10 protein-coding genes are annotated in these 14658 nt (G+C 54.2%); 8 read left to right on the top strand and 2 right to left on the bottom strand.

The window, feature by feature from the left end:
• The first annotated feature begins 5 nt into the window (after positions 1–5).
• From ABD851_RS03395 to ABD851_RS03380, 4 genes are all read left to right on the top strand, one after another.
• Positions 6–1022: a cell division protein FtsQ/DivIB gene (locus ABD851_RS03395; RefSeq protein ID WP_344975345.1), complete on the top strand. Its 1017-nt coding sequence runs from the start codon at positions 6–8 to the stop codon at positions 1020–1022.
• Between the two features lie 30 nt (positions 1023–1052).
• Positions 1053–2438 carry a cell division protein FtsA gene (gene ftsA, locus ABD851_RS03390; RefSeq protein ID WP_344975341.1) on the top strand — a complete coding sequence of 462 codons (1386 nt, stop codon included), beginning with the start codon at positions 1053–1055 and terminating at the stop codon, positions 2436–2438.
• Positions 2439–2482: 44 nt separating this feature from the next.
• The gene (ftsZ, locus tag ABD851_RS03385) at positions 2483–4312 is read left to right on the top strand and encodes a cell division protein FtsZ (protein WP_344975338.1); all 1830 of its coding nucleotides are present in this window, start codon (positions 2483–2485) and stop codon (positions 4310–4312) included.
• Positions 4313–4428: 116 nt separating this feature from the next.
• Positions 4429–6363, top strand: coding sequence for a KUP/HAK/KT family potassium transporter (locus ABD851_RS03380; RefSeq protein WP_344975334.1), 1935 nt, complete (start codon positions 4429–4431; stop codon positions 6361–6363).
• 652 nt (positions 6364–7015) lie between these two features.
• Here the strand turns inward: ABD851_RS03380 and ABD851_RS03375 are convergent.
• On the bottom strand, positions 7016–8659 hold the full coding sequence (locus ABD851_RS03375; RefSeq protein WP_344975331.1) for an OmpA family protein: 1644 nt from the start codon (positions 8657–8659) through the stop codon (positions 7016–7018).
• Positions 8660–8923: 264 nt separating this feature from the next.
• Here ABD851_RS03375 and ABD851_RS03370 point away from each other — a divergent pair, with 264 nt between their 5' ends.
• Together ABD851_RS03370 and recJ are read left to right on the top strand one after the other, a co-directional pair.
• On the top strand, positions 8924–9886 hold the full coding sequence (locus ABD851_RS03370; protein ID WP_344975328.1) for a polyprenyl synthetase family protein: 963 nt from the start codon (positions 8924–8926) through the stop codon (positions 9884–9886).
• A gap of 4 nt (positions 9887–9890) precedes the next feature.
• Entirely contained in the window at positions 9891–11594 is a 1704-nt protein-coding gene (gene recJ / locus ABD851_RS03365; protein WP_344975325.1) for a single-stranded-DNA-specific exonuclease RecJ, read from the top strand.
• A 151-nt stretch (positions 11595–11745) separates the two neighbouring features.
• On the opposite strand, the gene htpG is transcribed toward recJ, so the two are convergent.
• Positions 11746–13626, bottom strand: a complete 1881-nt coding sequence (gene htpG, locus ABD851_RS03360; protein ID WP_344975322.1) for a molecular chaperone HtpG — start codon at positions 13624–13626, stop codon at positions 11746–11748.
• A 398-nt stretch (positions 13627–14024) separates the two neighbouring features.
• On the opposite strand from htpG, the gene rpsF reads away from it, so the two are divergent.
• Positions 14025–14375 carry a 30S ribosomal protein S6 gene (rpsF, locus tag ABD851_RS03355; RefSeq protein ID WP_344975319.1) on the top strand — a complete coding sequence of 117 codons (351 nt, stop codon included), beginning with the start codon at positions 14025–14027 and terminating at the stop codon, positions 14373–14375.
• 3 nt (positions 14376–14378) lie between these two features.
• Positions 14379–14642, top strand: coding sequence for a 30S ribosomal protein S18 (rpsR, locus tag ABD851_RS03350; protein ID WP_344975316.1), 264 nt, complete (start codon positions 14379–14381; stop codon positions 14640–14642).
• Positions 14643–14658: the final 16 nt, after the last annotated feature.

Raw genomic sequence — 14658 nt, 5'->3', positions numbered from 1 at the left:
GTGACATGGCTGCCTTGAAAAAGAAACATATCGGAACCTTCTTCTCCCGCCTGCTCTGGGTGCTGCTGGCCGCAGGCCTGGGAGTGGGTGTAGTAGCCGCCATGCGTATCCGGCACCAGCAGCAATGCAGGGGCCTGCTGATCGATATCGTCAATAACGACGGCGTGCCCGTATTCGTCGAGAAATCCGGTATCCGCAACCTCATTCTTCAGGATAAGAACCTGAACCCCGTCGGAAAGGACCTGGATGATGTGGACATGCGCCGGCTGGAGCGTACGGTAACCGCCAATCCCTGGGTCAATGCCGCTGAGCTCTATACGGACAATGACGGCCAGCTGCATATCCGTATTACCCAGAAACAACCCCTGGCCCGGGTATTTACCCGGAGCGGCAGCAGTTTTTATATCGACCGGGAGGGCGGCTCCGTACCCGTGGTATCCAGGTTTACCGCAAGGGTACCGGTATTTACCAACTACCCTTCCGACAGTATAAAGACCCGTGCAGACAGCCTGCTCTTTGCCCGGGCCACCGCCCTGAGCCGCTTCCTCAGCAGCGACTCTTTCTGGATGGCGCAGGTAGAGCAGATCAACGTAAACGCCTCCGGTGAATTTGAGCTTATCCCCAAAATAGGGAACCAGCTTATCCTCTTCGGCTCCGGTGACCGTATTCCCGAAAAATTCACCAAGCTGATGCTCTTTTACAAAAAAGGACTGGGAACATTGGGGTGGAGGTCTTACGATACGCTGGACATCCGGTATGAGGACGAGGTAGTAGGCTCCCTCAAAGGCTCCACATCGCCGGTGCCCGTGCCGGCAGATGCCGATCTCCGCAACAGCCTGCCCAAAGGGGAAAGAGACAGCGCGGAGGAAGCGCCGCAGCGAAGGATAAAGCCGGCTGAAAAAGCCCCGGTGCTGAAAAATACGGTTTCTGAAAAACGGGAAAGCCGCAGCGTAAAGCGCTCTTCGGAAAAAACGCAGACAAGAAGACCCAAGGCCGTCTATAAAGGACCGGAACGGAATTAAACACCAATGACACAACTAAACAAACATACCATGAGCAAAGAAGCACCCATCATCGTAGGCCTCGATATCGGCACTACAAAGATCGCGGCCATAGCCGGACGCAAGAACGAATTCGGGAAACTGGAGATCCTCGGGTTCGGCCGCGCCAACTCTTATGGGGTACAGCACGGCATGGTGCTGAATATCGATCAGACCATCAAAGCCATCCACTCCGCCCTGGAAAACTGCTATGCCTCCAATCCCAACCTCGTGGTGGAAGAAGTATACGTAGGTATTGCCGGGCATCATATCAAAAGCCTTCAAACCCGCGGCGACATCGTCCGCAACGATACGGAAACCGAGATATCCCAGAAGGAGATCGACCAGCTGATCAACGACCAGTACAAAACCTATATCCCCGCAGGCGACCAGATCATCGATGTGATCCCGCAGGAATATACCGTAGACAGCATCCCCAACATCGCCGACCCTATCGGCATGGCAGGAGTAAAAGTAGGCGCCAATTTCCACATCATCACCGGCGATAAGAACGCCATCCGCAACATCAACCGCAGCGTGGAAAAAGCGGGACTGGTGACCAAGGACCTGGTATTACAGCCATTGGCTTCCGCCGCCGCGGTAATGTGCGATCAGGATCTCGAAGCCGGGGTAGCCATCGTGGACATCGGCGGCGGCACCACCGACCTGGCCGTATTCTATGAGGGCATCCTCAAACATACCGCCGTAATTCCCTACGGCGGGGAAAACATCACCAACGACATCAAAAACGGGCTGGGCGTACTGAAAACGCAGGCTGAGCAGATGAAGGTTCAGTTCGGATCCGCCCTGGCCGACGAAGCCATCACCAACGCCTTCATCACCATACCCGGTCTGCGCGGCCAGCACCCGAAAGAAATATCGGTTAAGAACCTCGCGCACATCATCCAGGCCCGCATGCAGGAGATCCTCGATTTTGTGGTATACCATTTGAAGCAGGTAGGGCTGGACAACAAATTGCTGAATGGCGGCATTATTCTGACCGGCGGCGGCTCGCAGCTGAAGCACCTGATGCAGCTGACCGAATACGTCACCGGCATCAACGCCCGTATCGGCTATCCGAACGAGCATCTCGCCGGCGGCCACCTGGAGGAGCTGATGAAGCCCATGTATGCCACCTGTATAGGGCTCATACTGAAAGGATATAACGATTACGAAAATATCGAGCATCCTGCAGAAGCCGTAGAAATGGCGACAGCGGATCGAAACATGTATACTCCGGATGACGACTACCGGCAGGAAAAAACGGAAAAACGGAAAAAGCAAAAGCCTGAAAAAAGCATAAACGTAGACAGCAGGAAAAAACTGAAGGAATTTCTGGATCGTATGAAGAGCGGTCTTATCAATATGTTTGACGACGGGGACACCCAGTTGAACTGATTCATGATCAGCTAACCCATTTTTAACAAAAAAGACATTCAGTCATGATACATTTTGATCTCCCGAAGGAAAAGTCCTCCATCATCAAGGTCATCGGCATTGGCGGTGGAGGCAGTAATGCGGTGAACCACATGTTCAGCCAGGGTATACAGGGTGTGGATTTTATCATCTGCAACACCGATTCGCAGGCGATCACCAGCAGTCCTGTACCCAACAAAGTACAGCTTGGCCCGCACCTGACCCAGGGGCTCGGTGCAGGGGCCAACCCCCAGATCGGGAAGCAGGCCACCGAAGAGTCGTTTGAGGAAATCAAGCAGATGCTGGAGGTCAACACCAAGATGGCCTTTATCACCGCCGGCATGGGTGGAGGTACCGGTACGGGCGGCGCGCCCATCATCGCCCGCATCTGTAAGGATCTGGGCATTCTTACCGTCGGCATCATCACCACCCCCTTCTCCTATGAAGGCAAGAAAAGAATGCAACAGGCGGACGAAGGCGTGGAGATACTCAAGCAATACGTGGATACCCTGCTGATCATTTCCAATGACAAGCTGCGTCAGCAATTCGGCAACCTGCCCTTTAAAGCGGCTTTTTCCAAAGCAGATAACATCCTGGCTACCGCCGCCAAGTGTATCACCGATGTGATCAATATCCACGGCCTGGTAAACGTGGACTTCGCGGATGTATGCACCGCCATGCGCGACGGGGGAGTCGCTATTCTCGGATCGGCAGCATCGGAAGGGGAGAACCGCGCACAGCAGGCCATCGAAAATGCGCTTGCCTCGCCCCTGCTAAACGACAACAGCATCCGCGGCGCCAAATGGATACTCCTCAACATTACCTCCTCCGAAGGAGAGCACGAGCATACCATCGATGAAATGGATACCATCCAGGCCTATGTGCATCAGCAGGCCGGCGCGGACTGCGACGTCATCCTGGGTATGGGATACGACAATACGCTGGACAACAAGCTGGGCGTTACCATCATCGCCACAGGCTTCGAGCAGAAACCTATCGCACTTCAGAAAAAGGGAGAAGAAGCCCAGCGGGAACAGCCCAAGATCGTCATGGAGCTCGGCAAGGCCAACGAGGAAAAGAAAATGGAGCCGCAGACTTCCCTGCATTTCGAACCTGAGGAGGACCAGATGGCGCCCCGCCTGGTACAGAGCGGCGCTGAAAACAACGAAGCAGGTTCTGCCGGTGCCCGGCAGGAGCCACCCGCCCGCCCGACGATCCAGTTTGAACCCGATCCGGTAAAACCGGAAGGGCAGAAAAGCAGCAATATTTACGCTTCCCGGCCGGCATCCATACATGTGGAGCCCGCCCGCCCGCAGGGACCCGCCGCATCCGGCTATACCCCTGCTCCGGACGCGCAGACTTACCCGCCGGCTGCACCGTCTGCCGCGGAGCCGGAAGAAAGCGCGATGAAGCTGGTGATCCGGGAGGAACAAAGCATTCCCGCTCCGCCGGAAAGCACCGCCCCGCCCGCCGGAGAGATAAGCGCCACGCCCTTATCCGCCGAACCCCGGCAGGAAACACCGGCGCCTGCAGCTCCTGCGCCGGCTCCTGAAGCAGCGCCCTCCGCGGAAACGAACCCGCAGCCGGAAGCCGAAGAAGAAAGCGAAGAGCAGAAGCTCAAGGCCGCCGAAAGGATCGCACGGCTCCGGAACATGAGCTTCAACGTAAAGAATATGGAACAGCCCCACGAGCTGGAGACCGTGCCGGCCTATATCCGGCGGAACGTTTCCCTGGATCAGCAAGCGGGCTCGAGGGATGATACCTATTCCAGCTACTCGGTATCGCAGGAACCCGGCAAAAAGCAGGCTGAAATCAGTACCATCAACACTTTTCTGGATGGGAAAAAACCCGACTGAGAAGGATTGATTGTTTTTTAGTTGTGTCAGGCCCCGCCTCCGGCGGGGTCTCTTTTTGGCTTCCGTTAACAAATATTAACCTAATTTTGACCCTTAAATCTGCACACACACAGAAAGTGAGTCGTCAAAACCTTAACAAAGCTACCCTTGCAGGCCTGATCGTTGCATTGGGTATCGTGTACGGGGATATCGGCACCTCTCCCCTTTATACCTACAGCGCCATTGTCCGTGGAAAGCCCATCGAAGACCTGCTGGTCATCGGCGGCGCTTCCTGTATCATCTGGACCCTGACCCTGCAGACCACGCTCAAATACGTTATCCTGACCCTTCAGGCAGATAACAAAGGAGAAGGAGGCATCTTCTCGCTCTATGCCCTGGTCCGCCGTCATGCCAAATGGGCCGTGCTGTTTGGCATGATCGGAGGCGCTTCCCTGCTGGCCGACGGGCTCATCACCCCTCCCATCACCGTTACCTCGGCCATCGAGGGCCTCAACCTGGGGCCGCATTATACCGTCAGGCTGGTGCTGGTCATTATGGCCGGTATTTTTATGATGCAGCAGTTCGGCACAAAGTCCATCGGTCGTCTTTTCGGCCCTATTATGATGCTCTGGTTTGTGATGATGGCCTTTTTCGGGCTCAGTCACCTTGCGGATAACTGGTCCATTCTCCGGGCCTTTAGCCCGCATTACGCTATTGAGCTGCTGGCCACCTACCCCAAGGGCTTCCTGATCCTCGGGGCCGTATTTCTGTGTACCACCGGTGCCGAGGCATTGTATTCGGATCTTGGTCACTGCGGAAAAAACAATATCCGCGTATCCTGGATATTCGTCAAATGCTGCCTGATCCTCAGCTACCTGGGACAGGGCGCCTGGCTTCTTCAGCACCGCGGAAAGGTATTGCCGGACCAGCTGAACCCTTTCTTTGCTCTCATGCCCTCCTGGTTTGTTCCCGCAGGGATCACCATCGCGACCATGGCTGCCATTATCGCCAGCCAGGCGCTTATCTCCGGCTCCTTTACCCTGGTCAGCGAAGCCATGCGGCTGAACCTGTGGCCCAAGCTGAAGATCAATTATCCTACCGAAGAAAAAGGGCAGCTTTTTATCCCCAGCATCAACCTGATGCTTTTTGTCGGATGCTGCGCCATCGTGCTTTTCTTCCAGGAATCCAAGAACATGGAAGCGGCCTACGGGCTTTCCATCACCATCACCATGCTGATGACCTCCTGTCTGCTGGCTTATTACCTGTATATAAGAAGGGTAAAGCCCGGCTGGCTGGTCCTTTATCTCGTCGTATATCTTTCCATCGAATTTTCTTTTCTTTTCGCCAACCTGGATAAGTTTCCCCACGGCGGATACGTCACCATCCTCCTCGGGGGTCTGCTTTTTCTGACCATGTGGGTATGGTACAAGTCGCGCAAGATCCGGAACCGATATGTGGAATTCGTCCGTATAGACGATTACCTGCCGCTGCTGCAGGAGCTGAGCAACGACACCAGTATTCCCAAGTACTCCACGCACCTCGTGTATATGACCAGCGCCAACGATCCCAAGGAGATCGAGCACAAGGTGATCTATTCCATCTTTAACAAAAAACCCAAGCGGGCCGATATCTACTGGCTGATCCACGTAGACGTGCTGGACGAGCCCTACCGTTGCGATTACGTGGTAAATACCATCATCCCCAATGAAGTGATCCGTGTCGAATTCCGGCTGGGTTTCCGCGTGGAGCAGCGGATCAACCTGATGTTCCGCAAGGTGGTGGAGGATATGGTCAACAACAAGGAGGTCAACATCACCAGCCGTTATGAATCGTTGAGCAAGAACAATGTGGTGGGCGATTTCCGGTTCATCGTCATGGAAAAGTTCCTTTCGCACGACAACGACCTGCCCCTGCAGGAACGGTTTATCATGAAAGCCTATTTCCTGCTGAAAAAGATCGGCCTTTCCGAAGAACGGGGTTTCGGGCTGGACTCCAGCTATGTGACGGTCGAAAAATTCCCGCTTATCGTCGCCCCAGTATCCAACCTGCATCTCCGCAGGGTGGAGGAGTAGACATCACTTCGGACGATGTACACCGGACTGCTCAACCGGCTACGGGTACGTCGGCTTCCCTGTGGGAGATACATCGGCATAACCCCGTGACCCCGCTCTCCGGCCATCTGCCAGCCATAGAAGCTTCCCCATCAGGGTGTCTATCCCGTCTTCAAGAAGCTGCCGGAAGATGCAGGAAATGGATCCGATCGTCTTTATCCGGGGTGTGTAAATATCCACCAAGGCCCTTGCCGTACCTTTCATTCTTGCCTTTTCACCTGTTACAAGGGTAGTTTGAGGCTTCTGATTTACCTCGTTCGCAAAGCTTTTCAACGGTCTCCGGGAACGCTGCGCATTTAACGTCTAAAGTTGATGTGCCCGGAATGAAACCTTACACGTTAGACTTTGAACCTCGGACTTTCACTCGTCTAAAGTTGATCCGCCTGGAAGGGAACCTTAGACAGTGAACTTTAAACCTCAAAAAATGCCCTTCACCCCTTTCACCTTTCACCCCTTACCTCTCACCTTTTACCTTTCACCTTTCACCTTTCCTCCTTTAGGGGAGGGGGCTTACCGTTCCCCCTTCAGGGAGGAGGGAGTAGGCAAAAAACAAACCCCCTTCGCCAGGCGAAGGGGGTTTGCGGTATTGTTCAGCCTTTTAAGGCTTGTTCACTTATTTGCTTCTCCGCAGGTTCGGATGCGGGGGCGGAACGGTGTTCGGACCCTGATCGGCATCGGAAGCAGTGCGCAGGTCAACCGTGTGGTTGTCGCCCGGTACACCGCTGTACTGGAAGATAAAGCGATCGCCGGAGATACCTTCTTTTTCAGTCAGGTGAGTGATCACGGCATTCACGCGATCCCAGGAGAGCTGCTCGCTGGCCTTGGAAGCTTCGGCGTGGCCGGTTACTACTACCTTACAATCGGGGCTCTGACGCATTCTGTTGGCAACATCGGCCAGCAGGGCCTGCTGATCATCGGAGATGGATACAGAACGTCCCTTGAAGGTGATGCTCGGCAGAACACCCAGGTCACAAGCGGCCTTCATGTTCTTGCAGCATTCGGGATCCGGGCACTTGCCGACACCGTCTTCATCAACCGGCTGGCAATAAGTCGGGGTGATGAGCTGTTTGTCTTTGTAGTCGGGTACACCGTCACCATCGGTATCCAGCGGACGACCATGTACATCAACCGGTACACCGGAGGGGGTATTGGGATCCTGGTCGAACTGGTCGGTTACACCGTCACCGTCGGCATCAGGCAGTACGGGCGGCGGAATCTTCATATGACGCGGTTCGTTCAGCTCGTTGTAGGCATAATCCAGGGGGTTCAGCCAGTACAGGGGCTCGGTACGCTTGGAAGCATTACCCAGGTTGAAGTTCAGGCGAACGTTGGAATAAGAGAAGATGTCCTTGCTGGCATCGTACTGACCGGTGTTGAATCCGTCCAGATAATCGTCGAAGGTGAAGGTGAACTTCTGTTCAACAGCGATGTTAAAGCGCTTGGATACGCGGAAGGCTACACCCAGGCCGGCATCAAGACCATGACGCAGCAGCTGGTTGTCCTTCATACGGCCGATGGGAACGCGGTTACCCTGGGAAGGAGCGTTTTCATCGAAGTTCTTGTATAAAGAACCGCGGATGTCTTTGATCTGCTTCCGGATATCGCTCTTCTTAGCTCCAAAGTCCACGCCGCTGTAATCCAGGTCACGTGCATCTACGTCCACGTCGGCAGCCATGATGGTGTAGCCGGCCAGTGCATAGAAGTCAACTTTGGGATTCGGACGGTAGAAGCCGATGTTGTTCAGCGTCGCTACCAGGTCCAGAGACAGGGCATGGGTTGCAGTCTTATAGTTGGCAACAAACTGATCGCCGCCAAACTTGGCCCAGGGATTGCCGCTTACCTTGCTACCGAGATAGCTGGTATAAGGCTTGTAATCCTGTCCGTAATCAAACGAACCGGTATACTCAGCCCTCAGCGAGAACACATGACCCAGTGCCTTGCGCACGGAAATACCGCCACCGAAACCGGGGATGCCGGGCATGTCGCCGATGATGAAATGATAACCACCATGCACGCCCAATTCGATCATATCACGCGGCTTGGCGGGATAGGGGTTTTCATTGTTCAGAAAACTACGCTGCTTTTCAGCTCTGCGGGCGGGGATGTATGCAGTATCCATGTAATCATAACTGCTTCCCTTATACGCAGAAGGCGTAGTCGAGGTGGTGCTGCCGGATGAAGAATCCTGCGCAAACGCCCCAGACGTTACCAACAGGCTGAATAAGCCTGCCAGAAATAGGTACTTTTTGCTTGCCATAATATGTTATTTAAGATAACGGTTTAAAAAATTATTGTTCCAATAATTTTCAGTTAGCAAAGATATAAATTGATAGATGAATATACAAATTTATTTTTCAACGACATCGCCATTGCACATAGGGTTTCCTGTTAGCAGTATTACAAAAATAGTTCCAATTTTTTAAAACAAAAAACACCGCTTTCAAACTTTTAGACGGTCTGGCGGAAAAAGGTAACTTAGTAGCCGATATCTATCAGTCCGGACCTTTATTCCCACATCTGCATGGACGAAGTCAAATTATTGATAAAGAAGGAATTAGAAACATTTGAATCAAAGTTTACCGACGCCGTCAGAAGCCATGTGCCCCTGCTGGACCGGATCATGCACTATATCGTAAAACGCAAGGGCAAGCAGATCCGGCCCATGTTCGTTTTCTTGGCTGCCCGCCTGAACGGCCCTATCGGGGAATCTACTTACCGCGCCGCGGCCCTTGTGGAACTCTTGCATACCGCCACCCTCGTACATGATGATGTGGTAGACGATTCTATGGAACGGCGGGGCTTTTTTTCCATCAACGCCCTGTGGAAAAATAAGATAGCCGTCCTGGTTGGGGACTACCTCTTGTCGAAAGGTTTATTATTATCCCTGGAGAATGATGATTTTCAGATACTTAAGATATTATCCACCGCCATCAAGGAGATGAGCGAAGGCGAGCTCCTGCAGATGGAGAAAGCGCGTACGCTCAACATACGGGAACAGGCCTACTTTGACATCATACGCGGAAAAACGGCGTCCCTGCTGGCCGCTACCTGCGCCGCCGGCGCATGGTCTTCCTCCGGCGACCCCGACATCACCGAAAAAATGCGCAGCTTCGGGGAAAAGGTGGGTATCGCCTTCCAGATAAAAGACGATCTTTTCGATTATGGCAATAATAAGATAGGCAAACCTACGGGCATAGATATACGCGAAAAAAAGCTGACCCTGCCGCTCATCTATACCCTGGCCCATGCCGACAGGTCCGTCCGCCACAAAATGGTGTACATCATAAAAAACCAGAACCAGGACAAGCAGAAGGTAAACGAGGTGATCGAACATGTGGTGCAGGCCGGCGGCATCCGGTATGCCGAGGAAAAGATGCTGCAGTACCGGCAGGAAGCTTTTGACATCCTCCATACCTTCCCCGAAGGTCCTATCCGGGACGGGCTGGAAAAGCTGGTGCGTTTTACCACCGAAAGGAGCTATTAGCGGTATGGCGATGGATAAAAAATGGACCATACAATCCTGCGATGCCGAGCAATGCAGCCGGCTTGGCGATGCCCTGGGCATCCACCCCGTGCTGTGCCGGCTGCTGGCGAACCGGGGCATCGGCACCTTTGAGGACGCCCGCCGTTTTTTCCGGCCTTCTCCCGCCGAGCTGCACGATCCCTGGCTGATGAAAGATATGGACAAGGCGGTCCAGCGGCTTGAAACGGCAGTCTCCCGCGGAGAAAAGATACTGGTATACGGCGATTATGATGTAGACGGCACCACCGCAGTAGCGGTGGTCTATGATTTTTTATTGCCGTTTTGCCCGGCGATAGATTTTTATATCCCCCACCGTTACCGCGAAGGATACGGTCTTTCCGCCGAGGGCATACGGCATGCCGGGGAAAACGGCGTTACCCTGCTGATCTGCCTGGACTGCGGCATCAAGGCCGTGGATAAAATTGCCTTCGCCCGGACCCTGGGCATTGACGTCATCGTTTGCGACCACCATCTGCCGGGGGCCGCGCTTCCCCCTGCCACGGCTATACTCAACCCCAAGCAACCCGGCTGCCCCTACCCCTACAAGGAGCTGAGCGGCTGCGGTATCGGCTTTAAGCTGATACAGGCCTGGGCCGGAAAAAGAAATATCCCGGAGCAACAGGTGCTCCGCTATCTCGACCTGGTGGCCACCAGCATTGCCGCCGATATCGTGCCGCTGACCGGGGAGAACCGCGCGCTGGCTTTTTACGGGTTAAAGCAGGCCAATGAGCAGCCTTCCGCGGGCCTAAAGGCGCTGATCGAGCAAAGCGGGTTAAAAAAGACCCTGCATATCAGCGATCTCGTATTCTCCGTGGCCCCGCGGGTAAATGCCGCCGGCCGTATGGACGACGCCCGGAAGGCGGTGCTGCTCTTCATCGAACAGGAACAGGAACGCGCCAGGGAGTACGCCGCCCAGCTGCACCGGGATAATCTCGAACGAAAGGAAGCGGATGCCGACATTACCCGGGAAGCCCTGGAGCTGCTCTCGGAACAGCCTGTACGCAGCACTACCGTGCTTTTTAAGCCGCACTGGCATAAGGGAGTGGTGGGGATCGTGGCCTCGCGCCTGATGGAAAGCTATTACCGCCCTACCATTGTATTGACACGTTCGGGCGAACAGGTGGCGGGATCGGCCCGCTCGGTCAGCGGGTTCAACATCTGCGAGGCGCTGCATGCCTGCCGCGACCTGCTGGATAATTACGGCGGCCATGCTTACGCCGCGGGGATGACCCTCAAGCCGGAAAACGTAGCTGCTTTCGGACAGCGCTTCGAAAGCGTAGTAGCCGGCAGCATAGATCCGGCCCTGCTGGTGCCCGAAATAAGGATCGATGCGGAAATACAGCTGCAGGATATCACCCCCCGCTTTTATCGTATCCTCAGCCAGTTCGAACCCTTTGGCCCCGACAACAACCGTCCTGTTTTTATGGTACGGAACCTCCGGGACACGGGCTACAGCCGTATCGTAAAGGAGGCGCATCTCCGGCTGGAGGTCCGGGATGAAAGCGGCATCCGGATGAAGGGTATCGGGTTCAATCTCGCCTGTAAATATCCGCTTGTCAGGGATAATGCGGCTTTCGACCTCTGTTTTACCCTGGAGGAAAACGAGTGGAACGGCTATACGACGCTCCAGCTAAACATAACCGATATACGAAGCGCAGAGCCTGCTTAAATTTTGCTTTTGAAGGCGAAAACGATGGATCAGGTTGCTGGGCGAGGCGCCTTTACGCGTGCGTAGCAGGATACTACGTGCACGGAAAGAGCCGAAGTTCCAGCGGCCTGAGACACGTTTGCAGCCCAAAGGGCAAAGTTTAAACAGGCGCTTAGGGCTCCAGGATAATCCGGCTTTTGGATTTTCCTTCCAGCAGCTCCACGCTCCGCTTTACAAAGTCGGTGAGCGCAGTGCCCTTCAGGAGCCCCTGGGACAGCAGCGCCAGATCGGCCAGGTTATGCACCAGCTTACCCTGCTTGTCCTTATCATTTTCCTGTAACACCTGCCGAAAAATAGGATGGTTGGCGTTGACGGTCATGGTGATCTCGTCCGGCATCTCCCCATACCAGCTCATCCCGGGTCCGCCGGCGGCGGCCATATCCTTCATGCGGCGCATCATCTCCCCGCGGGTCACCACGACCGGCTGGGCGTCTGCGCTCAGGCCTTTCAGCTCCACCTTGATATGCGGATCGGGCAGCTGCAGCCCGAAGATTTCTTTCAGGGTATTTTCCTGGCCCTGGGAGAGCACGCTCTCGGATTTTTCCTGCTTGTCGATCAGGTTATCCGTGATATCGGCATCCACGCGGGTAAACTGAACGTCCTCCCATTTCGGCTCCATCTGACTGATAAAGGAGGGATCGATGAGGGTGTCGAGCTTCACCACCTTATACCCTTTTGCCGCCGCATCGCTGATATAGCTGTCCTGCTGCACGGGATCGGTGGTATATAGCACCACCAGCTTTCCGTCCTTATTCTTCTGGAGCGCTTCGGCTTCCTGCCGGTAGGTTTCAAGCGTATGGAAAGGTCCGGTTTTCCCGCCCGGCAGCGCTTCCTGCATGAGATGGAATTTGGACGCCTTTTCAAAGAACTTGTCGTCCGTGATCATGCCGTATTTCACAAACAATGCAATATGCTCCCATTTTTCCTCAAAAGCCTTACGATCGTTCTTAAAGATCTCTTCCAGCTTGTCGGCTACCTTTTTGGTGATGTGGTTGTTGATCTTTTTTACGTTGGGGTCGCCCTGCAGGTAGCTGCGGCTGACGTTCAGCGGGATGTCCGGAGAATCGATCACCCCGTGAAGCAGCATCAGGAACTCGGGCACGATGTCTTTTACCTCATCGGTTACAAAGACCTGGTTGCTGTACAGCTGGATACGGTCTTTCTGGATCTCATAAGAATGCTTGATCTTGGGGAAGTATAAAATGCCCGTCAGGTTAAAGGGGTAGTCCACGTTCAGGTGGATCCAGAACAGCGGCGGCTCGCCAAAGGGATACAGCTCCCGGTAAAAATCCTGGTAATCCTGGGGGGTCAGCTCTGAAGGTTTTTTGATCCAGGCCGGCTGGGTATTGTTGACCGGCTTGTCGTCCGGCTTTGATTCCTTATCCACGAAATAGATCGGCACCGGCAGAAAGCGGCAGAATTTCCCCAGCACGCCCCGGATGCGGGCAGACTCCAGGAATTCCCTGCTTTCCTCATTGATATGCAGGACGATATCCGTTCCCCGCTCCGTCTTGGCGGTTTCTTCCATGACAAATTCGGGGCTGCCGTCGCATTCCCAGCGAACGGCGGGGGCGTCCTGCCAGGATTTTGAAAACAGCTCCACCCTGCTGCTGACCATAAAGGCAGAATAGAAGCCCAGCCCGAAATGCCCGATCATATTGGCCTCATCCTGTCCCTTGTATTGCTTTACAAAGGCTTCGGCGCCCGAAAAGGCTACCTGGTTGATATATTTGTCCACCTCGTCGGCGCTCATCCCTATGCCCCTGTCGGAGATGGTCAGCGTGCCGGCTTCAGTATCCAACCTCACTTCTATCCGGAGATCGCCCAGATCGCCCTTGAATTCCCCTACACCGGCCAGCGTCTTCAGCTTCCGGGTGGCGTCCACGGCATTGCTGATCAGTTCCCGCAGGAAGATCTCGTGGTCCGAATAAAGGAATTTCTTAATAATAGGGAAAATATTCTCGGTCTGTACGCGTATGGCTCCTTTTTGCATAGTAGTTGATTTTCAGATGTTCCGGTCCCTGGGGTTTCAAAGTTTGTGCCATCCGCCCGCCGCTGCCATTCTGACAAGAGGAAAGACAGGCTTCCGGCTCCTGCCCTGCATGGAAGACAGCAGCTGCTCCCGACCGGGCGGTCCGGAAGGGCGACCGGAGCAGAGCCGGACCGCGAGCGTCGCACATCGGCTCCCCCCGGAGGCTCTCCCCTAACCCCGCAGGAGAAGCATCCCGGGAGCGGGAAAGGTTCGCCGGCCGCGACGGGAGGCCGCCGGCAGGAGGAAGGGCCGGCCCGCAACTTATTACCCGGATTTTTAATTTTAAATCCAAAATTTCCCTACCTTTGCAGTCCAAAAAATTTTTTCTTTATTCTAAAACCAAAACAGGGTAAACGACTATGGATTATGAATTGATGGTGATCTTTACCCCTGTGCTTTCTGAGGAAGATTATACCGCGGCTCAGAAAAAATTCGCCGATCTGGTTACCGAAAACGGCGGAACTACCGTGCACAGTAATCCCTGGGGATTAAGATCACTGGCGTATCCCATCCAGAAGAAAACCACGGGTTTGTACTGGGTGCTGGAATATCAGGCGCCAACCGACCTCAATGAAAAGCTGAAGATTCAGCTGAATCGCGATGAAACCGTACTGCGTTACATGATCACCCGTCTGGACAAGTATGCCACGGCATACAATACCCGGAAACGGACTGGTACGGACGCTCAACCCAAACCAGCAGAAGCATAAACTATGGCCAAACAAGAGATCAAATACCTGACCGCCAACCGCATCGAAAAGCGTCAGAAGAAATATTGCCGCTTCAAAAAGCTGGGTATCAAGTACATCGATTACAAAGATGCCGAGTTCCTGAAGAAATTCCTGAACGAGCAGGGTAAGCTGTTGCCCCGCCGCATCACCGGCAATTCGCTGAAATACCAGCGCAAAGTGGCAGAAGCGATAAAAAAGGCCCGCCAGATGGCATTGCTGCCTTATGTTGCCGACCTTTTAAAATAAGCCTCCGGGGCAACAA

This window comes from Compostibacter hankyongensis (genome assembly GCF_039541075.1).
GTDB lineage: Bacteria > Bacteroidota > Bacteroidia > Chitinophagales > Chitinophagaceae > Compostibacter > Compostibacter hankyongensis.
Note: the sequence above shows the minus strand (reverse complement) of the source record. Positions and strands in the feature narration are given on the sequence as shown.

Excerpts from the sequence above, each read along its gene's own strand:
- ABD851_RS03370 (WP_344975328.1), top strand. The coding sequence starts at position 8,924 with ATGGACGAAGTCAAATTATTGATAAAGAAGGAATTAGAAACATTTGAA.
- recJ (WP_344975325.1), top strand. The coding sequence starts at position 9,891 with ATGGCGATGGATAAAAAATGGACCATACAATCCTGCGATGCCGAGCAA.
- rpsR (WP_344975316.1), top strand. The coding sequence starts at position 14,379 with ATGGCCAAACAAGAGATCAAATACCTGACCGCCAACCGCATCGAAAAG.
- ABD851_RS03395 (WP_344975345.1), top strand. The coding sequence starts at position 6 with ATGGCTGCCTTGAAAAAGAAACATATCGGAACCTTCTTCTCCCGCCTG.
- ABD851_RS03375 (WP_344975331.1), bottom strand. The coding sequence starts at position 8,659 with ATGGCAAGCAAAAAGTACCTATTTCTGGCAGGCTTATTCAGCCTGTTG.
- ftsZ (WP_344975338.1), top strand. The coding sequence starts at position 2,483 with ATGATACATTTTGATCTCCCGAAGGAAAAGTCCTCCATCATCAAGGTC.
- ftsA (WP_344975341.1), top strand. The coding sequence starts at position 1,053 with ATGAGCAAAGAAGCACCCATCATCGTAGGCCTCGATATCGGCACTACA.
- htpG (WP_344975322.1), bottom strand. The coding sequence starts at position 13,626 with ATGCAAAAAGGAGCCATACGCGTACAGACCGAGAATATTTTCCCTATT.
- rpsF (WP_344975319.1), top strand. The coding sequence starts at position 14,025 with ATGGATTATGAATTGATGGTGATCTTTACCCCTGTGCTTTCTGAGGAA.